Origin of the sequence: Actinoallomurus sp. NPDC050550 (assembly GCF_040655075.1) — a bacterium.
Lineage (GTDB): Bacteria > Actinomycetota > Actinomycetes > Streptosporangiales > Streptosporangiaceae > Actinoallomurus.
The window spans coordinates 61,899-82,179 of record NZ_JBFAJC010000004.1 but is presented as its reverse complement, the minus strand read 5'-3'; the positions used below and the strand labels follow the sequence as shown (position 1 = coordinate 82,179).

General features: G+C 68.2%; 18 protein-coding genes and 1 tRNA gene. 8 read left to right on the top strand and 11 right to left on the bottom strand.

The window, feature by feature from the left end:
• Positions 1-86 precede the first annotated feature (86 nt).
• A complete protein-coding gene (locus AB0I04_RS06795; protein WP_360880238.1) occupies positions 87-1,457 on the bottom strand; it encodes a cystathionine beta-synthase in 1,371 nt (456 codons plus the stop codon).
• A 134-nt stretch (positions 1,458-1,591) separates the two neighbouring features.
• Between AB0I04_RS06795 and AB0I04_RS06790 the strand changes: the two genes are divergently transcribed.
• From AB0I04_RS06790 to AB0I04_RS06775, 4 genes are all read left to right on the top strand, one after another.
• Positions 1,592-2,998 (top strand): PQQ-binding-like beta-propeller repeat protein, encoded by a 1,407-nt coding sequence (locus AB0I04_RS06790; RefSeq protein ID WP_360880235.1) that lies wholly within the window; start codon positions 1,592-1,594, stop codon positions 2,996-2,998.
• 290 nt (positions 2,999-3,288) lie between these two features.
• Complete coding sequence (locus AB0I04_RS06785) at positions 3,289-4,509, top strand: acetyl-CoA C-acetyltransferase (protein ID WP_360880232.1); 1,221 nt, start codon at positions 3,289-3,291, stop codon at positions 4,507-4,509.
• A gap of 494 nt (positions 4,510-5,003) precedes the next feature.
• The gene (locus tag AB0I04_RS06780) at positions 5,004-5,231 is read left to right on the top strand and encodes a DUF4287 domain-containing protein (protein WP_360880228.1); all 228 of its coding nucleotides are present in this window, start codon (positions 5,004-5,006) and stop codon (positions 5,229-5,231) included.
• A 5-nt stretch (positions 5,232-5,236) separates the two neighbouring features.
• Positions 5,237-5,647, top strand: a complete 411-nt coding sequence (locus AB0I04_RS06775; protein ID WP_360880225.1) for a PPOX class F420-dependent oxidoreductase — start codon at positions 5,237-5,239, stop codon at positions 5,645-5,647.
• Between the two features lie 215 nt (positions 5,648-5,862).
• Here the strand turns inward: AB0I04_RS06775 and AB0I04_RS06770 are convergent, their stop codons facing one another.
• The 9 genes from AB0I04_RS06770 to eno form a co-directional block, all read right to left on the bottom strand.
• Positions 5,863-6,648, bottom strand: coding sequence for a Bax inhibitor-1/YccA family protein (locus AB0I04_RS06770; RefSeq protein WP_360880222.1), 786 nt, complete (start codon positions 6,646-6,648; stop codon positions 5,863-5,865).
• A gap of 430 nt (positions 6,649-7,078) precedes the next feature.
• A tRNA-Leu gene (locus tag AB0I04_RS06765) sits at positions 7,079-7,153 on the bottom strand.
• A 99-nt stretch (positions 7,154-7,252) separates the two neighbouring features.
• The gene (locus AB0I04_RS06760) at positions 7,253-8,626 is read right to left on the bottom strand and encodes an NAD(P)/FAD-dependent oxidoreductase (protein WP_360880219.1); all 1,374 of its coding nucleotides are present in this window, start codon (positions 8,624-8,626) and stop codon (positions 7,253-7,255) included.
• Between the two features lie 364 nt (positions 8,627-8,990).
• A complete protein-coding gene (locus tag AB0I04_RS06755; RefSeq protein WP_360880216.1) occupies positions 8,991-9,815 on the bottom strand; it encodes a uracil-DNA glycosylase in 825 nt (274 codons plus the stop codon).
• 112 nt (positions 9,816-9,927) lie between these two features.
• A complete protein-coding gene (locus AB0I04_RS06750) occupies positions 9,928-11,013 on the bottom strand; it encodes a Ppx/GppA phosphatase family protein (RefSeq protein WP_360880213.1) in 1,086 nt (361 codons plus the stop codon).
• Positions 11,010-11,144: a hypothetical protein gene (locus AB0I04_RS06745; protein ID WP_360880210.1), complete on the bottom strand. Its 135-nt coding sequence runs from the start codon at positions 11,142-11,144 to the stop codon at positions 11,010-11,012. Before AB0I04_RS06745 ends, AB0I04_RS06750 begins: the two co-directional genes overlap by 4 nt.
• Entirely contained in the window at positions 11,141-11,716 is a 576-nt protein-coding gene (locus AB0I04_RS06740) for a DUF501 domain-containing protein (protein WP_360880207.1), read from the bottom strand. Before AB0I04_RS06740 ends, AB0I04_RS06745 begins: the two co-directional genes overlap by 4 nt.
• A 327-nt stretch (positions 11,717-12,043) precedes the next feature.
• On the bottom strand, positions 12,044-12,466 hold the full coding sequence (locus AB0I04_RS06735) for a septum formation initiator family protein (RefSeq protein WP_360880204.1): 423 nt from the start codon (positions 12,464-12,466) through the stop codon (positions 12,044-12,046).
• Positions 12,467-12,478: 12 nt separating this feature from the next.
• A complete protein-coding gene (eno, locus tag AB0I04_RS06730; protein WP_360880201.1) occupies positions 12,479-13,759 on the bottom strand; it encodes a phosphopyruvate hydratase in 1,281 nt (426 codons plus the stop codon).
• 290 nt (positions 13,760-14,049) lie between these two features.
• Between eno and AB0I04_RS06725 the strand changes: the two genes are divergently transcribed.
• The 4 genes from AB0I04_RS06725 (at position 14,050) to AB0I04_RS06710 (ending at position 18,614) form a co-directional block, all read left to right on the top strand.
• Complete coding sequence (locus AB0I04_RS06725; RefSeq protein WP_360880197.1) at positions 14,050-15,093, top strand: ABC transporter substrate-binding protein; 1,044 nt, start codon at positions 14,050-14,052, stop codon at positions 15,091-15,093.
• A 26-nt stretch (positions 15,094-15,119) separates the two neighbouring features.
• A complete protein-coding gene (locus AB0I04_RS06720) occupies positions 15,120-15,899 on the top strand; it encodes an ABC transporter ATP-binding protein (RefSeq protein WP_360880194.1) in 780 nt (259 codons plus the stop codon).
• Positions 15,889-16,776: an ABC transporter permease gene (locus AB0I04_RS06715; protein WP_360880191.1), complete on the top strand. Its 888-nt coding sequence runs from the start codon at positions 15,889-15,891 to the stop codon at positions 16,774-16,776. Before AB0I04_RS06720 ends, AB0I04_RS06715 begins: the two co-directional genes overlap by 11 nt.
• A 125-nt stretch (positions 16,777-16,901) precedes the next feature.
• Complete coding sequence (locus AB0I04_RS06710; protein WP_360880187.1) at positions 16,902-18,614, top strand: alpha/beta hydrolase-fold protein; 1,713 nt, start codon at positions 16,902-16,904, stop codon at positions 18,612-18,614.
• 85 nt (positions 18,615-18,699) lie between these two features.
• Here AB0I04_RS06710 and AB0I04_RS06705 read toward each other — a convergent pair whose 3' ends face one another.
• Positions 18,700-20,220 carry an MFS transporter gene (locus AB0I04_RS06705; protein ID WP_360880183.1) on the bottom strand — a complete coding sequence of 507 codons (1,521 nt, stop codon included), beginning with the start codon at positions 20,218-20,220 and terminating at the stop codon, positions 18,700-18,702.
• Positions 20,221-20,281 lie beyond the last annotated feature (61 nt).

Below are 20,281 nucleotides of genomic sequence, written 5' to 3'. Positions count from 1 at the left end.
AGCCCGGGAAATCACCACGTGGTGCGGGAACAGCTGGATAGCACCTGGTGCAGCCGTTAGCGCGAGGAACAGCCACGTAGCGGCGCTCAGCCGCTTGCGAGGAAACCGAGAAGGTCCTGCCGGGTAATGAGACCGGCCGGTTTGCCGTCGACGAGCACGACGGCGGCACCGGCATTCTCCAGGACGCTCACGGCCTTGCTCACGGCTTCTCCTGACCCCACCATCGGCAGCGGTGGCGCCATGTGGTCTCCCAACGGGTCCTCCAGAGCCGCCTTGCCGCTCACCAGCGCCGCGAGAAGGTCACGCTCCCCCACAGAGCCGACGACCTCGGCGGCCATCACGGGCGGCTCCTCCTTCATCACAGGCAACTGGGAGACGTCGTATTCGCGAAGGATCGACACTGCGGTGCCCACGGACTCGTGCGGGTGAACATGCACGAACTCCGGCAGCCCGGAGCCTTTCCGCGCGAGCACGTCGGCGATTCGCGGCTCCTCGGTCTCGGAGGTGAGGAAACCGTAGTCGGCCATCCAGTCGTCATTGAAGATCTTTGACAGGTAGCCTCGTCCGCCATCGGGCAGCAGGACGACGACCACGTCGTCCGGACCGGCCTCAGCCGCGACTCGGAGCGCGGCCACGACCGCCAACCCGCAGGAACCGCCGACCAGTAGCCCCTCTTCCCGCGCCAGCCGCCGGGTCATGGTGAACGAATCCTTGTCGCTCACGGCGATGACCCGGTCACATATGTCGCGGTCGTACGTCTCCGGCCAGATGTCCTCGCCAACGCCCTCGACGAGGTACGGCCGGCCGGTGCCGCCGGAGTAGACCGACCCTTCCGGATCCGCGCCGATGACCTGGACGCGCCCGCCCGAGACCTCCTTGAGGTATCGACCGGTTCCGGTGATGGTGCCACCCGTGCCGATCCCCGCGATGAAGTGCGTGACACGCCCCTCGGTCTGCGCCCAGATCTCCGGGCCCGTCGTCTCGTAATGCGAGCGCGGGTTGTTCGGGTTGGCGTACTGGTCAGGCTTCCAGGCTCCCGGGATCTCCGCGGCGAGGCGGTCGGAGACCGAGTAATAGGAGTCCGGGTGGTCAGGAGACACCGCCGTGGGGCACACCACGACTTCCGCGCCGTACGCGCGAAGCACGGCGATCTTGTCGTTCGCCACCTTGTCGGGGCAGACGAACACGCACCGGTAGCCCTTCTCCTGGGCCACGATGGCGAGTCCGACGCCCGTGTTGCCGGAGGTGGGTTCGACGATCGTGCCGCCCGGTTTGAGGGCGCCGGACTCTTCGGCGAACTCGACCATGCGAACGGCGATGCGGTCCTTTACCGACCCGCCCGGATTGAAATATTCGACCTTGGCCAGGACCTGCGCCGTGGCTTCGGTCGTGACGTTGCGGAGGCGTACCAAGGGGGTGTCCCCGATGAGCTCCGTCAGCGAGTTGTGCACGTGCACCAGCGACGTCCCTGTCGTCGGCAATAGTTCTGCTCAGAAGGTACCTCACCTACCATCATTACGGTCCGTGCTGCAGTCGTCGCGTTTTGTTGTTACCGTCTGTCCAGGCGTGGACGACCCTCCGGGAGACGAGCATGGCGTCAAGCGGCCGACGGCGTGACGGGTGTTCCGGACCGCCCCCTCGTACCCATCGGCGACACGCTGGACGCTTACGGCACGGCATCGCGGTCGTCTCCCTCCAGTTCGCCACGCTGTCGGGCGCTCTCGGGTGCTCGGTGTCCGGCCAGCCTGATCCGACCTCCGCCGCCGCTGGATGGCAGGACGCATCCGCCGGTGTCGTGAGTCGGCCGGCTGTCGGCGGAGGCGTCACGGCGGTCACCTCGCTCGACGACGCAGGACGGCTGTGGACGATCGTCTTCGACCTCGCCACCGGGCGGCGCCTGTGGTCTCGGCCATCCACGACGTCGGGTCGCCCGGCCGACCTGGGCGTCGCGCCGCCGGCCGTGGCCGGGCCGCCCGGCCGTGCCGTCGTGGGAAGCGTCGAGCCACGATCTTCCGGGGCCGAGGTGGTCGGCCGGGATGTCCGTACCGGAAGTCAGCGGTGGGCGCGCACCGTCGGGACGACGTTCGGACCTACGCGGTGCGGTGACTCGCTTTGCCTGTCGGAGCTCACCGCCGGAAAGAACGCACGATTCGCGGTGCTCGATCCCGTCACCGGCAAGACGTCGTGGACCATGCCGGGCGTCGCCGAGGTCGAATGGGCCGATCGCCGACGCGTGGTGGTGTTCCGGATCGCCGCACATCCGGTGATAGAGGCTCACGACCTGGCGAGCGGCCGGTCGCTGTGGTCGTTCCCTGTCGAGCAGGCTCTCGGCGGCACCGTCGACCTGTCCGGTGGCTGGTCCTTCGGTACCCTCGACGACGACCTGATCGGCTATCTCGCTCCCTTCCGGGCACGCCAAGGGGCATCGATGTCGGCGTTCGGTTTCTTTTCTCTCCGCACGGAGGACGGCGCGCTGCAGTGGGTCCACCGCCGGTCGCTCCGCCTGTACCCGAGCGCCAATCCCGCAGTGGCGCTGGTGACCGGTGACGTCGACCCTAATGACCGCTATGGCGGTTTCACCCAGTTCAACCCACACACCGGCCGGGCCGTGGCGACGATCCCTGCGCCACCGAACTCCGGCCCCGAGCGGTGGCCCGCGTTCCCCGCCGATCTGTCAGCGCTGGGCCTGCTCCGACCAGGCCACCCCGGTCAGACGTACGACCTCCGGACCGGAGGGCTGATCGCCGGGCATGTCCAGGCGTGGTCGTTCTGCACGACGACACCGTCACCACTGAAGATCAACGGAAGCACGGGGTTCTTTCCGATCCCCGCCATATGTCCGTACGACATGATGACCGGCCGAAGACTCGCGTCCACCGAACCGCCCCCTGGCTGGTACACCGGCGCCGTCGATGGTTGGCGAGTATGGCGAGATGAACACGGCGGCCTGCACGGTCGACATGACGCCGAGGGCACCGTCCCGGGAATGCTCGGTTAGCCACGGGCGCAGCCGACGCGTCAGCCGCAGGGCACGCGACGGCGCGCCGTCGGGCGACTCGCATCCGCCGGCCGCTCCGCCCTCAGAGTCCTTGCTCAAGGGTGTCCGCAGGGGCCAGATGAGGGAACAGCGGCCGGTCCGGGGGATTCGCCCGACGCCCGAGGTATTGCCGAGTTGATGGCCCTTCGATTGGCTACCCATCAGTAGGTTCGAGCGCCGATAGGCAGTAGCCTGCGAACGGGGCACAGGGCCATCAGTGCCCGGGTCGGCCAAGGAGGAGGAGCTCCATCATGCCTGAGGCTGTCATCGTCGCGACCACTCGCTCCCCGATCGGGCGAGCGTTCAAGGGGTCGCTGAAGGACCTGCGTCCCGACGACATCACCGCCCGCGTCGTGCGGGCGGCGTTGGACAAGGTTCCGCAGCTGGATCCGAATGACATTGATGATCTTCTGCTGGGCTGCGGCCTGCCCGGCGGCGAGCAGGGCTACAACATGGCTCGCGTGGTCGCCATCCTCCTCGGATACGACAACGTGCCAGGCGCCACGATCACCCGCTACTGCTCATCTTCCCTGCAGACCACGCGGATGGCCTTCCACGCCATCAAGTCCGGCGAGGCCGATGTGATCGTGTCGGCTGGGGTGGAGATGGTCAGCCGGTTCGCCAAGGGCAGTAGCGACGGTCTTCCCGACACCCAGAACCCGCTGTTCTCCGAGGCCCAGGCCCGTACCGCCAAACGGGCCGAAGGCAACGCCGAAACGTGGCACGACCCGCGGGAGGACAGCACGCTTCCGGACGTCTATATCGCGATGGGCCAGACGGCGGAGAACGTCGCCCAGCTGCGCGGTGTCAGCCGTGCCGAGCAGGATGAGTTCGGCGTACGCTCGCAGAACCTCGCCGAAGAGGCGATCAAGAACGGCTTCTTCGAACGCGAGATCATGCCGGTCGAACTGCCGGACGGAACCGTCGTCGCCAAGGATGACGGCCCGCGCGCCGGTACGACACTGGAGAAGGTTTCGCAGCTCCAGCCGGTCTTCCGCCCGGATGGCACGATCACCGCGGGTAACTGCTGCCCGCTCAATGACGGTGCGGCCGCGGTCATTGTGATGAGCGACACCAAGGCCGCCGAACTCGGCATCACTCCGCTTGCCCGCATCGTCTCCTCTGGCGTGTCGGCGCTGTCGCCGGAGATCATGGGGCTCGGGCCGGTGGAGGCGTCTCGGCGCGCTCTGAAGAACGGCGGCCTGACCATCGACGACATCGATCTCGTCGAGATCAACGAGGCGTTCGCCGCGCAGGTGATCCCGTCGTACCAGGACCTGGGTATCGACATCGACAAGCTGAACGTCAACGGCGGCGCGATCGCGGTCGGTCACCCGTTCGGCATGACCGGGGCGCGGATCACCGGCACGCTCCTCAACGGTCTCCAGTGGCGCGACAAGACCTTCGGGCTGGAGACGATGTGCGTCGGCGGGGGCCAGGGAATGGCGATGGTCTTCGAACGTCTCAGCTGAGCACAGCGGCTACTGCGCAGGACCGGGCATGCGATGAGCGCACTGCTGGTGGTTTCCGGCGTGCCACCACGCCGGAAACCACCTGTCGCACCGACCCGGACGCGCCACGCCGGATGCCCGGCCAGACGAAGCCGGGCTGAGCCGAGCAAACCAGGCTGAGCCGAGCCAAGCCGTGCAAACCAGGCTGAGCCGAGCCAAGCCGTGCCGACCAAGCCGCACCGGACGCCGACGCTCCCGCGGACGTGGCCCGACATCTGATGCGACGCCTGCGGCGCGAGGCGCGCCGGCTCACCCCACTGGGCGGCCAGTTCACGAGAAATCCCCCGGCGGGACACCATCGCCCGGAGGTTTCGTTAGCAGTTCGTAACTTATCAGGGACGGTATGCAATCAAGGATCTACGTCCCGTGACAGAAAGGTCTCCCCCGGGGGGTTGTGTGATTGGGATCGCTGTTGCAGAGTCATCACAAGCAGCACGCCCAGCCAGGAGGTGCCTATGTCTTTGAACCACTCACCGGAGACGCACAAGAATCTCATCGCACGCATCCCGAAAGTCACAGGACGTGACCTCCCCGAGTGGTTCGAAGCCATCGACAACGGCCCCGCCTTCCTACGATGCGACGAGCGGGTGAACTGGCTGGCCGACGAACACGGGCTATCGCACGGGTACGCGGCCGCCCTCGTGCACGAACACGAGCTGCACCGCCGCGCCGTCCGGTTCTGAGCGGGGTGGACCGGCGCAGGGCGCTCGACTTCATCGCGAAGCACCATCGAGCGGTGATGGTGACGTCTCACGCCGATGGGCGCCCGCAAACCTCACCTGTTCTCTGCGCGGTCGATGACGCGGGTCGGGTCGTCGTCAGTACCCGAGAAACCGCGGTGAAGACGCGCAACGTGATGCGCGAGCCTCGCGTGACCTTCTGTGTCTTCACCGACGCCTTCTTCGGCGAGTGGATGCAGGTCGACGGCGAAGCCGAGATCGTTCGTCTGCCCGAGGCCATGGAGCCCCTGATCGACTATTACCGGAAGATCTCCGGCGAGCATCCCGACTGGGACGACTATCGCGCCGCGATGGAACGAGATCGCCGGGTCGTCATCCGGGCGACGATCACCCGCACCGGCCCCGACATTCACGGTTGACGTGACGCTGACGCCCCCGCGCGAACGCGGGGGCGTCAGCGTATTGCTCCATCCGGCAGACGACTCGGCCCGGACACCAGCGTCCGGGCGGCGGCCGGTCCCGGGGCCGACTCGACGGACCAGCGCAGATGCACGTCATCCTCGATCGACAACATCGATGCGCTCAACCCACGCCGATGCACCCTGCCCGGGTGACACGGCTCCGCCGCCGTACGTCAGTCGCGACTGTAGAAGTACGACAGGAACCGGAGCAGTTCCAGATAGATCCAGACCAGGCTCAGGGTGAGTCCGAACGCAGCGAGCCATGAAGCCTTCTCTGGGGCACCGGAGCGGACGCCGTCCTCGATGGAACTGAAGTCCAGCAACAGGTAGAGACAGCCGACGAGGATCGCCGCGACGCTGAAGATGATCCCGAGCGGACCGTTCTCCCTGATCCCGATGCCACCGACGTGGAAGATCGATACCAGCAGGTTGAGCACCATCAGGCCCACGAGGGCGAGACCGGCCGCGATCACGAAACGCACGAACTTCGGGGTGACGCGGACGATCCGGAAGGCGTACACGGCGAGCATTGCGCCAAAGGCCAGCGCGGTCCCGACCACGGCCTGGAGGACGATCCCGTTGTAGACAGAGTTGTAGGCATGGCTGATCACGCCCACCGCCACACCGTACGAGGCCGCGAAGCCCAGCACGAGAACCGGATTGACCTTGCGGCCGAACGTCAGGATCGCCCAGAAGATCAGACCGACGACCACGGCGGCGACCGCCACGGCGTTCGCGATGCGCTCCGGCACGAAGACCCATGCGAGTGCGCCGACCGCGACGAGTGTGCCGAGCGTCAAGAACGAACGCACGACGACGTCGTCCATGGTCATCGTCCGGGGCGGCGCGTACGTGGGCGCGTTGTACATCGCCTCGAACTGGTAAGCGCTCGGCACTGGTCCCGATGCCTGCTGCCCGAAGGCGCCACGCCGGGAGAAGACCGGATTGCTACTCTCCATGCAATACCCTCCCGACTCGTTGTCGATCACGTTAACGACCGGTCATGGTCGCCGTGTTCCCGCCACCACGGCGGGTCACCCACCACTCCACATGTGGAACCGCAGGGTGGTCCGACGTACTCCGACGAACATTCCCCTGACCGCGGGCGATGACCCTCACAGAGCATCCGCGCAACGTCGGCCGGCCCCTTGGCCGACGACCTCGAGCGCCGACCGGCGACCTTCTCCGGCGAGCAGACGTCCGCGGCAACGCTCACGTCATAAGAGCCGCAGGTGGCCGGTTTATATCATGGATCGCTGGGATCGGCGCGGCCGGTATCGGTCGCGAATCGGCAGACCGATACCGGCGGCACCGGCAGGCAGATAAGCCTCCGCGGGCACGTTGGACCAAACATGTCGACTCCACCATCGACAACTGTCAAGGCAACAGTGCCCCCGGTCGGAGTCGAACCGACACAACCGACTCTTTTAGGGAGTCTGCCTCTGCCTGTTGGGCTACGGGGGCGGCGTAATCATACCGGGCATGCGCCAATAAGGGACCACCCAGTAAATGCGACAAATAACGCCTATTAGTGCCGCGCCCTAAATACAGGCCGAATACCGCTCAGTCTTTCCGCGCCGCGAGCTCGAACTCTTCGCGTGGCCGCTGGATGGCACCGAGTGACACGACCTCACGCTTGAAGAAGACGGCGAGAGTCCAGTCGGCGGTCACCCGCGTCTTGCGGTTGAAGGTCGGCACCCGGGACAGGTGGTACGTACGGTGCATGAACCATGCGGGGAGACCACGCATCTTGATCCCGTAGATCTGAGCGACGCCCTTGTGCAGGCCGAGACTCGCGACGGATCCGGCATATGCGTGCTTGTAAGGCTGTAGTTGCCTGCCCCGCAGCGACGCGACAACGTTGTCTCCAAGAGTCTTGGCCTGTCGAACCGCGTGTTGAGCGTTCGGCGCGGTGAACGCGCCGGGTTCCGTCAGGTCGGGGACGGCCGCGGTGTCGCCTGCGGTGAACGCGTCGGACACGCCTTCAACCGTCAATTCGGCTGTCGCCTTGACCCGGCTCTTCTCATCGATCGGAAGGTCGGTCTGCTTGGCAACGGGATTGGGCTTCACGCCGGCCGTCCAAACGAGGGTGCCGGCGTCGAATTCCTCTCCATCGCTGAGCACGATGTGATGGCCTTCGGCGGACTTGAGGAGCGTCTCGAGCTTGACCGCGATACGGCGCTGGCGCAGCGCCTCGACGGTCCACCGACCCATGTCCGCACCGACCTCCGGCAGAATGTGGTCGCTCGCCTCGACGAGGATCCACCGCATGTCGGACGGGTCGATGTTCGGGTAGTACTCGCAGGCGTCGCGGGCCAGGTCCTCGAGCTCGGCCAGTGCCTCGACGCCCGCGAAGCCGCCGCCCACGAAGACGAAGGTCAAGGCCCGTTTCCGTGTCTGCGGGTTCGCGGTGGAAGCGGCGATGTCGAGCTGGGCGAGGACGTGGTTGCGTAGGTAGATCGCCTCACCCACCGTCTTGAAACCGATGCCGCATTCGGCGAGGCCGGGAATCGGCAGCGTTCGGGAGATCGATCCCGGGCAGAAGACGAGGGTGTCGTAGGACAGTACGCGCGTCTCCGGCGACCGATCCACCTGGCCGCCGCCCACCCCCTCCGCGGAGGCGCTGCCCACGATCTCGACCCATGCCTGGCGGTTCGCGTGCTCGATGCGGGTGACGCGGCCATTGAGGATCGTCGCTCGCGGCAGCACACGTCGCAACGGGACCACGACGTGCCGTGGCTCGAGGTTGCCCGCCGCTGCCTCCGGCAGGAACGGCTGGTAGGTCATGTACGACTGCGGATCGACGACTGTGATCTTGAGCTCACCGCTTTTGAGCTCGCGGCGCATCTTCTTGTGCAGGCGGAGAGCGGTGTACATGCCGACGTAGCCGCCACCGACGATGAGCACGTGCTTGGCCATACCGGTTTCGGTACCCATGGGACCCTCCCGAAACTGCGCGGCACTTTGTGAAAGTTTTCACAACCTACGCTTTTACCGTACTCCTGGACGATCCACGATGGGAGAGGTGACCTTGTGAATCGCATCACGCACGAACCACTCGGCCTGCTGCCGCGTCAAACAAGGAGAAGGAAGCCGAGCCGAGTGACCGGCGGGGCCACGGGGGCTGTCCAGTGGAAGCGGGGGCTCCACTGGGCATCGCTCCGCCCGTCACTCGCCCGGCCTGGCTCTCTCACCACCGAGCCGATCCCTCGCCCCGACTCAACACGCGAGCGCCGTCCCCTGGGTCCGTACGCACGCACCGCAGGGCGTAGCGCGCTCTCGCAGCCCCAGCCGGGAAGACTCAGCCGGACCGGCCCGCCGGCGGCCCCGCGTACTCCCGGGCCCTGAGGAATACGGCGTCGAGCATTTCCTCGGTCACCCGCCCGGTGAAGGTGTTCTGCTGGCTCGGGTGATAGCAGCCGAGGAGGAGAGTCGATCCGCCGCCTGGCGCGGTCAGCGGAACCTCGACTCCGTGACCGAACGCGGGCCGGGGTCTGGGCAGCGCGTACCCGGTCTCGTTCAACGCCGGCCACAGAGCCTGCCAGCCGTACCCGCCCAATACGACGATCGCCCGGACCGTGCCCGCCACGAACCGCAGTTCCCGCGCCAGCCAGGGGAAGCAGGTGGCGCGTTCGGCAGTCGTCGGCTTGTTGGCGGGCGGCGCGCAGCGTACCGAGGCGACGACACGGGCACCGAGCAGCCGCTGGCCGTCGCCGGCATGGGTGCTGGTGGGGATCGCTGCCAGCCCGGTCCGATACAGCGACGCGAAGAGCCAGTCACCGCTACGGTCGCCGGTGAAGATCCGTCCCGTGCGGTTGCCCCCATGGGCGGCGGGTGCGAGACCGACGATGAGGACGCGCGGCTCGGGGTCGCCCCAGCCGGGGACCGGCCGTCCCCAGTACTCCTCGTCCGCGTACGCCCGGCGGCGTTCGACCGCGACCTGTTCGCGCCACTCGACGAGACGGGGGCAGGCGCGGCATACCGACTGCCGGGCCACGAGTTCGCCGAGCGTGGGCGCGGCGGGCGCGAGGACGCGGACGTCCTCGGAGGTCCGCGCGACGGGCGTCTCGGGGGTGGCCGGATCCTCGGGATGCCCGGACCCCGGGGGAACAAAGGGGGCGTTCATCCCACCAGTCGTACCCTCCAGCATTCCACCAGACATACCGTCCGACATCCCACCAGACGTACCGTCCGGCAACCCAGCAGACACACCGTCCGGCATTTCACCAGACATCCCCTCAGACCAGCGACCAGGCAATGCCGTCGAGGATGTCCCGCTCGCTCACGACAAGGTCGGCGAAGGCGTACTCGCGCATGATGCGGTCGAGGATGAGCGCTCCGGCGCCGATGACGTCCACCCGTCCAGGGTGCATCACGCCGATCCGGCTGCGCTCGTCGTGTGTCGAGCGGAGCAGCGTCCGCGTCACGTCGTGCACCTGCCGCGCCCGGATACGAGACAGGTGAATGCGCTCCGAGTCGTACTCGGGCAGGCCGAGTGCGATGCCCGCCACCGTGGTCACCGACCCGGCCAGACCGACGAGGGTGCGCGCCTCGGTGACGGGAACGGCGGGGAGGTCACCGGGGGCTTGGTCGGCGCCGGGTTCGCGCGGGGGCGTGACCTCGGTGCCGACGCGGGCGGTCACCGCCGGGTCGGCGGCGGCCGGGCCACGTCCGGAGAGCCCGTTCGGACTCGCCGCCTCCGGCTCCGCCTCGCCGTAGCGCACGCTGGCGAGGGCGGCGTCGATGTCCGCGACGGCCGCGGCGATCTGTTCCGGTGAGGGCGGATCGGAGCGGAGGTGTCGTTCCGTGAGCCGCACACAGCCGATGTCGACCGAGCGTGCGGCCTCCACCTCAGTGGTTCCGAAGACGAACTCGGTGGAGCCGCCGCCGATGTCGACGACGAGGTACGGACGCATGGGCCGTAGCGACGACAGGTCCTTGGTCGCGCCGATGAACGAGAGGCGGGCCTCTTCGTCGCCGGAGATCACTTCGGGTTCGACTCCGAAGATGTCGACGACGCCGCGGACGAAGTCGTCGCGGTTGGTCGCGTCGCGGGTGGCGCTCGTGGCGACGACCCTCGTCTTGATCGGGGTGCCGGCGACGTCGTGTGCGGCGATCAGCTTCGCGTAACCGCGCATGGCGGCGAACGTGCGGTCGAGCGCTTCGGGAGCCAGCCGGCCGGTCTCGTCGACACCTTGCCCGAGACGGACGATCTCCATTCGCCGTTCGAGGTCGGTCAGCCGACCGTCCGCGATGTCGGCGATGAGCAGACGAACCGAGTTCGTACCGCAGTCGACCGCCGCGACGCGTGTCGCTGTGCTCACGATTCGTTCGCCTCCAGGCGCACCTTGTCGGCGCGGCGGCGCCGCGCTCCGTCACCTCCGGCCGAGCCGCCCAGGCTCGGCGCCCCCACGGCGTCCGTTCCGGCCGCCTCCCCCGGCGCAACATAGATCATGACAGCCCTTGACTCTCTGTGTCACCAGTTTCTGAAGACCGTTCACCTTCGGGGCCGCTCAGAGCCGGGCGCGGACCGGAAACCGCACATGGACCGGTACGCCACCACTCGGGCAGTGCCTCCAGGGCCTCCCGCCCGAAGGGATTCGCCCCGGGTACGGCGAGTTCGTGGGCGATGAGGGCGTGCAGGCACTTGATCCGGGTCGGCATGCCACCCGCGCTCTGCATTCCGTCGGGGAGCGGCTCGACACCCTCGTCCTCGGCGGCGGCATCACGACGATCGAGGTAGTCGCGATGTGCGGCCTCGTACGCGGCGGCCAGTTCCGGATCGGCGGCCAGCCGGGCCGTCATCTCGCGCATCAGCCCACTGGCCTCGAGCGTGCCGATCGCCGAGGCCGCCTTGGGGCAGGTCAGGTAGAACAACGTCGGAAAAGGCGTGCCATCGGGCAGTCGCGGCGCGGTCTCGACGACGTCGGGCAGTCCGCAAGGGCAGCGATGCGCGACCGCCCGCAGCCCCCGCGGCTCACGGCCCAGCTGTGCGGTCACCGCCGCGACGTCGCGTTCATCGATCACCGGTACGTCCTCCGGAGTCACCCGGCAGGTCCCGCCTGCCGGCATACGCCCGTACCGCCGGAACCTGCATCCACCGAATCCTGCCCTGTCGAACGTGCACCCTCTCCAACCAGACCGACCGGAACCGCGGGGCCGAGGCCGCCGCTCGAACCCACAACTCTGGAACCGACCCCGCTCGACCCGGTGCCACCGAGCCGGCATCCACTCGACCTCGCATCACCGAGCGTCACCGCAGGCGCCGCGCCGAATCCGAATACCGGCCGAGTCCGCATACAGACCACGTCCGGATGCCGGCCGAGTCCGAATGCCGACTGAAAGGGTACGCGGTCAGCGATGGCGATCGGCCGCGTCCACCGACCGCCACAAGGTGACGTACCAGGGCGGGGTGGGCGGCCGGCGCTTGTGACCGGCGTCCTGGCCGCCGCTCTGGCCCCCGCCCAGCACCACGTAGCACTTCGCCCCCGGGTCGCACATGTGCAGCCGGCGGCGGGCCTCCCGTTTGATGTACGACTCGTCGCCGAGCCGCTGCTTCTGCTGGGAGAGCTGCTCGACCTGAGCCTGCGCCACGCGCTGCTGTACGCGCAGCTGGGCGATCTCCCGGCGCTGGGCGATGTACTCCCGGACGGGATAGGCGAGGCTCAGGGCGATGGCGCATGCGACGACCGCCAGGATCGCGGCGCGACTCGTCAGATGAGTCCGCCGCGCCTCCCTGGCGTTCCGCTCAGGCGGTCGCCGCTTCGCCTCGGCCATCGGAGCGGGCTCTTACTCCCAGCTGAACCGGGGGAAGGCCGCCGCACCGGTGTACCGCGCGGCGTCGTCGAGGAGCTCCTCGATGCGCAGCAGCTGGTTGTACTTGGCGACCCGGTCGCTCCGCGCCGGGGCGCCCGTCTTGATCTGGCCGCAGCCGGCGGCCACCGCCAGGTCGGCGATCGTGGTGTCCTCGGTCTCGCCCGAACGGTGGCTCATCATCGTGCGGAAGCCGTTCATGTGGGCGAGGCTCACCGCGTCGAGGGTCTCGGTCAGCGTGCCGATCTGGTTGACCTTGACGAGGAGCGCGTTGGCCGAGCCGGCGTCGATGCCGCGCTGCAGCCGCTCGGGGTTGGTCACGAACAGGTCGTCGCCGACGATCTGAACGCGGGACCCCACGGCGTCGGTGAGGGCCTTCCAGCCGCTCCAGTCCTCCTCGGACAGCGGGTCCTCGATGGAGACGAGCGGGTACGCGTCGAGCAGCTCACCGTAGTAGGAGGCCATCTCCTCGGCGGACCGCTTGCCACCTTCGAAGGCGTACGCGCCGTCGGAGTGGAACTCCGTCGCGGCGACGTCGAGGGCGAGCGCGATGTCGGTGCCCGGCCGGAACCCGGCCCGCTGGATGGCCTCGAGGATCAGGTCGAGGGCGTCACGGTTGCTCGGCAGCTCGGGGGCGAAGCCGCCCTCGTCGCCGAGCCCGGTCGCGAGCCCGCGGCCCTTGAGCACGGCCTTCAGGGCGTGGTACGTCTCCGCGCCCCAGCGGAGCGCCTCGCTGTACGTCGACGCGCCGATCGGCGCGACCATGAACTCCTGGATGTCGACGTTGGTGTCGGCGTGGGCGCCGCCGTTAAGGATGTTCATCATCGGCACCGGCAGCAGGTGGGCGTTGGGCCCGCCGACGTAACGGAAGAGCGGGAGGTTCGCCGCCTTCGCCGCCGCCTTGGCCACCGCCAGGCTGACGCCGAGGATGGCGTTGGCGCCGAGGCGGGACTTGTCCGGGGTGCCGTCGAGGTCGATGAGCGCCTGGTCGATCAGGCGCTGGTCGTCCGCGTCGTAGCCCAGGATCTCGGGGGCGATCTCGTCGAGCACGCCGAGCACGGCCTTCTCGACGCCCTTGCCGTTGTAGCGCTCGCCGCCGTCGCGGAGCTCGACGGCCTCGAACTGGCCGGTCGAGGCGCCGCTGGGCACGGCGGCGCGTGCTTCGCTGCCGTCGTCGAGCAGCACTTCCACCTCGACTGTGGGGTTACCACGCGAGTCGAGGATCTCCCGAGCGTGTACGGCATCGATCGACGACACTTGAGCTCCTTGTGATCACTGCCAAACGTTTCCGCCCTGAGCCTAGCCAACCCGGGTAGGACGGTCGTGCAACGCCACCCCCGTTGCGCCTTTCTCGTCCCGCGGCGGCCTCCGGTGGCCGGATCGTGCCACGGGATGCCCCGCCTCCATGGACGAGGGCCCAGCTGGCACCCCTTCGCCCCGTAGTTGGCCGGTTACACCCGTATCGCGGCTACTTGACGCTTACTTCGTGTGCCTTGTCTACTTAAGCGACCAAACAGACCTGTTCGATCGACAAAATGGGAGTCACAATGAAACCGCGGTCCGCGGCCTTCGCCCTCGCCCTCCTCGCCGGCACCGGGCTGCTCACCGCGTGCGGCGGCGGCGACAAGGCATCCGGCTCCTCCTCCGGCGACGACACCACCGTCAAGCTCGGCTTCTTCCCGAACATCACCCACGCCACGGCGCTCGTCGGCGTGCAGAAGGGGATCTTCACCAAGTACCTCGGCAAGGCGCCGAAAACGTTGACGTTCAACGCCGGCCCGGCCGCCACCGAGGCGATCTTCTCCGGGGCGGTGGACGCGACGTACGTCGGCCCGAACCCCGCCATCAACGCCTTCGTGAAATCGCACGGCCAGGCCATAAAGATCATTTCTGGTGCGGCCAGTGGCGGCGCCGCCCTGATCGTCAAGCCGTCCATCAAGTCCGCCGGCGATCTGCGCGGTAAGAAGATCGCCACTCCGCAGCTCGGCAACACCCAGGACGTCGCCCTGCGCTACTGGCTCAAGCAGCAGGGCCTCAAGACGGACAAGACCGGCGGTGGCGACGTCCACGTCGTCCCCCAGGACAACTCCCAGACCCTGCAGGCGTTCGCGCAGGGTCAGATCGACGGGGCGTGGGTGCCGGAGCCGTACGCCTCCCGGCTGATCCTGGAGGACAAGGGCAAGAAGCTGGTCGACGAGGCCTCGCTGTGGCCGGGCGGCAAGTTCGTTATCACCAACCTGATCGTGCGCACCGAGTTCCTGAAGAAGCACCCCGACCTGGTGAAGAAGCTGCTCGAGGCGCAGGTCGAGGCGACCGACTACATCAACTCCGACAAGGCCGGCGCGGAGCAGGCCGCGAACACCGAACTGGCCTCCCTGACCGGCAAGCCGCTCAAGCAGGCCGCCCTGGACGCCACGTTCAAGAACGTCACCTTCACCAACGACCCCATCGCGTCGTCGCTGAACGCGAGCGCCCAGCACGCCGAGGCGGTCGGCCTGCTGGACCACGTCGACCTCAAGGGCATCTACGACCTCGGCCCGCTCAACGAGGTCCTGAAGTCCAAGGGCAAGCCGGCGGTGAGCGAGTCCTGACCGGACGCTCACCCGAGGGAGAAGACATGGCTGTGACGACAGAGGATCCGCGGCGCACGACCGCGCCTTCGGTCCGGATCGAGGGTGTCTCCAAGGCGTACGGCACCGGCGGCGGCGCGCTCCTGGCCCTGGACCAGGTGTCGCTGTCGGTCGCCCCCGAGGAATTCGTCTGCATTCTGGGAGCGTCCGGATGCGGCAAGAGCACATTGCTGTCGCTGGTCGCCGGGCTGGACCGGCCGACGCTCGGCACGATCGACGTCGGCGGAGCGCGGGTGGGCCTGATGTTCCAGGAGCCCGCGCTGTTCCCGTGGCTGACCGTCGCCGGCAACGTCGAGTTGGCACTGCGCACCCGCGGGGTCCCGAAGGCCGAACGCCGGCGGCGGGCGGCCGAACTGCTGGAGGTCGTGCATCTCGACGGCTTCGGTAGGAAGCGGCCGCACGAGCTGTCCGGCGGGATGCGCCAGCGCGTGGCCATCGCCCGGGCCCTCGCTCAGGACAGCGACGTGCTGCTGATGGACGAGCCGTTCGGCGCGCTCGACGCGATGACCCGTGACCTGCTCCACGACGAGCTGGAGCGCATCTGGTCCGAGCGCTCCCTGACCGTGCTGTTCGTCACGCACAACGTGCGCGAGGCCGTACGTCTCGGCGACCGCGTCGTCCTGCTGTCCAGCCGTCCCGGCCGCGTGGTCGAGGAGTTCCCCGTGCCGCTGGATCGCCCCCGGCGCATCGACTCCGGCGAGGTCGCGACCCTCGCGGGACGGATCACCGATCGGCTGCGCGAGGAGGTCGGCCGTCATGGATCATGACATCCGAAAGAGCGGTTCACCGGCCGGAACCGATGTGCTCGACCGTCAGATCGCGGGGCTGGACGCGCTGGAGATGGCGGCGCGCTCCCGCCCCGGCCTCCTGCGGCGGCTGTGGGCGTCGGTGTGGCCGGTCCTCGCCGCGGTCGCCATCGCGATCGGCGTCTGGGAACTCGTCGTCCTCAGCGGCTGGAAGCCGACGTACGTCCTCCCCGGGCCGGCCCAGGTCTTCCCTCAGCTGGGCAAGGATCTGAGCGAGTCGGCGTTCTGGTCGGGGCTGGGCCTGACCATGCGCCGGGCCGTGATCGGGTTCGCGCTCGCGATCCTCGTCGGGGCCGTGATCGGCGCCGTGGTGTCGCGCGTACGGTTCCTGCGGGTGGCGTTCGGATCGCTGATCACCGGGCTGCAGACGATGCCCTCGATCGCCTGGTTCCCGCTCGCCATCCTGCTGTTCCAGCTCAGCGAGAGCGCGATCATGTTCGTGATCGTGCTCGGCGCGGCGCCGTCGATCGCCAACGGCCTGATCGCGGGCGTCGACTACACGCCGCCGATCCTGCTGCGGGCGGGGAAGATCCTGGGGCTGCGCGGCTTCGCGCTGTACCGGCATCTGATCCTGCCCGCGTCGCTTCCGGCGTTCGTGACCGGGCTCAAGCAGGGCTGGGCGTTCGCGTGGCGCAGCCTGATGGCGGGCGAGCTGCTGGTGATCATCGGGCATCACACGTCGCTCGGCGTCCGCCTGGAGTACGCCCGGGAGAACATCGACGCACCGGACATGATCGCGATCATGATCGTGATCCTGGTGATCGGCATCGTGATCGACCGGCTGTTCTCCGCCGCCGACCGCGCCCTGCGCGCCCGGCGCGGCCTCGACCCGTCCTGAACCGGCCAAGAACCGAGTGTTAACCGAAGACCCATTCCGTAGCGGCCGAATTCGTGACATCGTCCACGCCGTAACCTCGAGTTTGATCAAGAGGAGGCACGCCCGTGCGGGCTCGTGTCCTTGGCGTGGCAAGCCTGATGCTGCTGGTGGGGGCCGGAACGGCCGCCGCCGATGACGCACATCCGTCGCTGCGATTCGCCGTATCGTTCCCCTCATCCGTCCGGCAGGCCGCCGCGGACGGCCGCGTGTACGTCGTGGTCTCCCGCAAGGGCACGCCCGAACCACGCGAGCAGATCGACATCACCGGCGGCGTGCCCTTCTGGGGCCGGGACGTCGACGGTCTGCGGCCCGGCAGCACCGCGTACGTCGACGGCCAGGCGTACGGCTATCCCCTGGAGCGGCTGCGCGACCTGCCGTCGGGGCGCTACACGGTGCAGGCGTTCTTCAACGTGTACACGACGTTCCACCGCGCCGACGGCTCGACCGTGAAGCTCCACATGCCGTGCGGCGACGGACAGGACCTGTTCAACTCGCCCGGCAACCTGTACGGCACGCCGCAGACGATCGACGTCGCGCCCAGGCGCTCCGGAACGATCCGGCTGAACCTGGACCACGTGATCACACCCGCCGAGCCGGTGCCCGCCGGCGGCACCTGCCAGCAGGGCAACCCGGCGGACACACCGCACGTCAAGCACATCAAGATCCTCAGCCCGTCCCTGTCGAAGTTCTGGGGACAGCCGATGTACGTCGGCGCGAACGTGCTCCTGCCCGCCGACTACGACGCCTCCGGGAACACGCGTTACCCGGTCGAGTACCACTTCGCGCACTTCACGACGAACGCGCCGCACGGGTTCCGCGAGGACCAGGGCAACGCCTTCTCCAAGTGGTGGATGTCGGGGAGCGCACCCCGGTTCATCAGCGTCGAGGTCCGTGAGGAGAACCCCTTCTACGACTCCTCGTACGTGGTGAACTCCGCGAACCTCGGCCCGTACGGCGACGCCACGACCAAGGAGCTGATCCCCGCGATCGACACCAGGTTCCGCACGATCGCGGCGCCCTGGGCGCGGATCACGGCGGGCGGCTCGACGGGCGGCTGGGAGGCCCTCGCCAGCCAGGTGTTCTATCCGGACGTGTACGGCGGGACGTTCGCCGGCTATCCGGATCCGGTCGACTTCCACCGTCACCAGATCGTCAACGTGTACGGCGACGCGAACGCCTACGACACGATCCGCGACTGGGACCGCACGCCCCGCCCGGACAGCCGGAACGTCGCCGGCGATACCAACTACGTGATGGCGCAGGAGAACCTCTGGGAGCTGGCGCGCGGCGACCGTGACCGGTCCGGGGGCGCCTGGGCGATCTGGGAGGCGGTGTACGGCCCGCAGGGCGCGGACGGCTATCCGGCCCTCGCCTGGGACAAGCGGACGGGCGCGATCGATCCCGCCGTCGCCGCGCGGTGGAAGCCGATGGACCTGAGCGCCAAGCTCGCCGCCGAATGGCCGACCCTCGGCCCGAAGCTCCAGGGCAAGCTCTACGTCTACGTCGGCGACACCGACACCTACTTCCTCAACGACGCCGTGCAGCTGCTGCAGCAGACCCTCGACGCGCGCACGTCGCCCACCGCGGACGCGACGTTCGTGTACGGCCGCGCCAAGCAGCACGGCTGGTCGCCGTACACCGCGCAGGAGTGGTTCACGGTCTACGCCGACTACATCGCCCGTCATGCCCCGTCCGGCACCGACGTCCGCGCCTGGCGCGGCCCGGCGGCGAAGGCCCGGCTGAACGCCTCCGGCGGCGTCATCATGCCCCCGGAGAAATCGGTCGGTCTCCCCCGCTGACCGCTCTTCCCTACTGAAAGACGACGGTCCCGCGCCGGAGGACTCCGGCGCGGGACCGTGCATTTCTCAAACCGCCAGTGCGGCGTCAGACCGCCGGCGCGGGGCCGGGCCCCGCCTCGATGTCGTCGAGGGTCTCGGCGAGCCGCTCAGGCACCTTCTTGATCGAGCTGAGCGGAGTGGCGATGTCCTCCAGGGACGCCCCCTCGCATTTCACGCCGAAGATCGCGGCGACGACTCCGGCGATGCCCATGACGCCCGCCGCGATGAGGTAGGCGATGAACAGTTTGCCCCGGTCCGGGTGGTCCTGGTCGCCGATCAGCGAGCCGAAGATCGTCGGGCCGAGCGCCCCGAAGACCTGGGCGATCGCGAAGAACAGCGCGATCGCCTGGGAACGCAGCTCCATCGGGAAGATCTCGCTCACGGTGAGGTAGCCCGAGCTGGCCGCCGCCGATGCGATGAAGAAGATCACCGTCCAGAGCGCCGTCTGCGTGAACGCCGTCAGGCTGCCGATCTTGAACAGGTAGCCGCTGACCGCGAGGAGCGCGCCGGACACGAGGTACGTTCCGGCGATCATCTGCTTGCGGCCGATCGTGTCGAACAGCCGCCCGATCAGCAGCGGGCCCAGGAGGTTCCCGGCCGCGAAGGCGAAGAAGTACTTCGCCACGTCGTGGTCGGACACCCCGTAGAAGTGCTTGAGCACGAGGCCGTACGTGAAGAAGATCGCGTTGTAGAGGAACGACTGGCTGATCATCAGCGTGGCGCCGAGGAGCGACCGCGAGGGGTACTGCCGGAACAGGATCCGCGCGACCTGGAGGAACGACACCGACTCCTGCGGGCGTACTTCGATGTACTTGTCGGGGTCGACCGGCTCGAGGGTCTTGCCGGAGGCCTCGACCTCGCGTTCGATCTGCGCGACGGTCTTCTCCGCCTCTTCCGCCTGCCCGTGGGCGAGTTGCCAGCGGGGGCTCTCCGGGAGCGTGCGGCGCAGCCCCCAGATCGCCAGGCCGAGGATCGGGCCGATGAAGAAGCCGACCCGCCAGCCCCAGTTGTCCGGGAGGATGTCCTTGTTGAGGAGGATGTACTCGCTCAGCGACGCGATGATCGCGCCGAACCAGTAGGTGCCGCTGACCGCCAGATCCACCCGGCCGCGGAAGCGCGCCGGGATCAGTTCGTCGATCGCGGAGTGGATCGCCGCGTACTCACCGCCGATGCCCATTCCGGCGATGAAGCGCAAGGCGAGGAAGATCCCGTAGTTGAACGAGAACGCGGTCAGGCCGTTGGCGACGAGGTAGAGGCCGAGAGTGGCGATGAACAGCTTGCGCCGTCCGAGCTTGTCGGACAGCCGGCCGAACACCAGCGCGCCGACCACCTCGCCGATCAGGTAAATGGTCGCCGAGAACCCCACCTCTTGCGAACTGAGGTGCAGGGTTCCGGCGTGTTGTAGGACCGGTCCGACAATGCTGGCGATCTGAATCTCCAGCCCGTCCAGCACCCAGGCCACCCCGAGGGCGGCGATCATCCGGGTGTGGAAGCGTGACCAGGGCAGCCGATCGATCCGTGCGGGCACGAGGCTTCGCACGGTGGGCTGCAGCGGGGTAGCGCCCACGTCGTCTCCTTTGCCGTGTGATTGGTTGCATACCGTCAGGTTTCGATCACGGTAGAAAGCC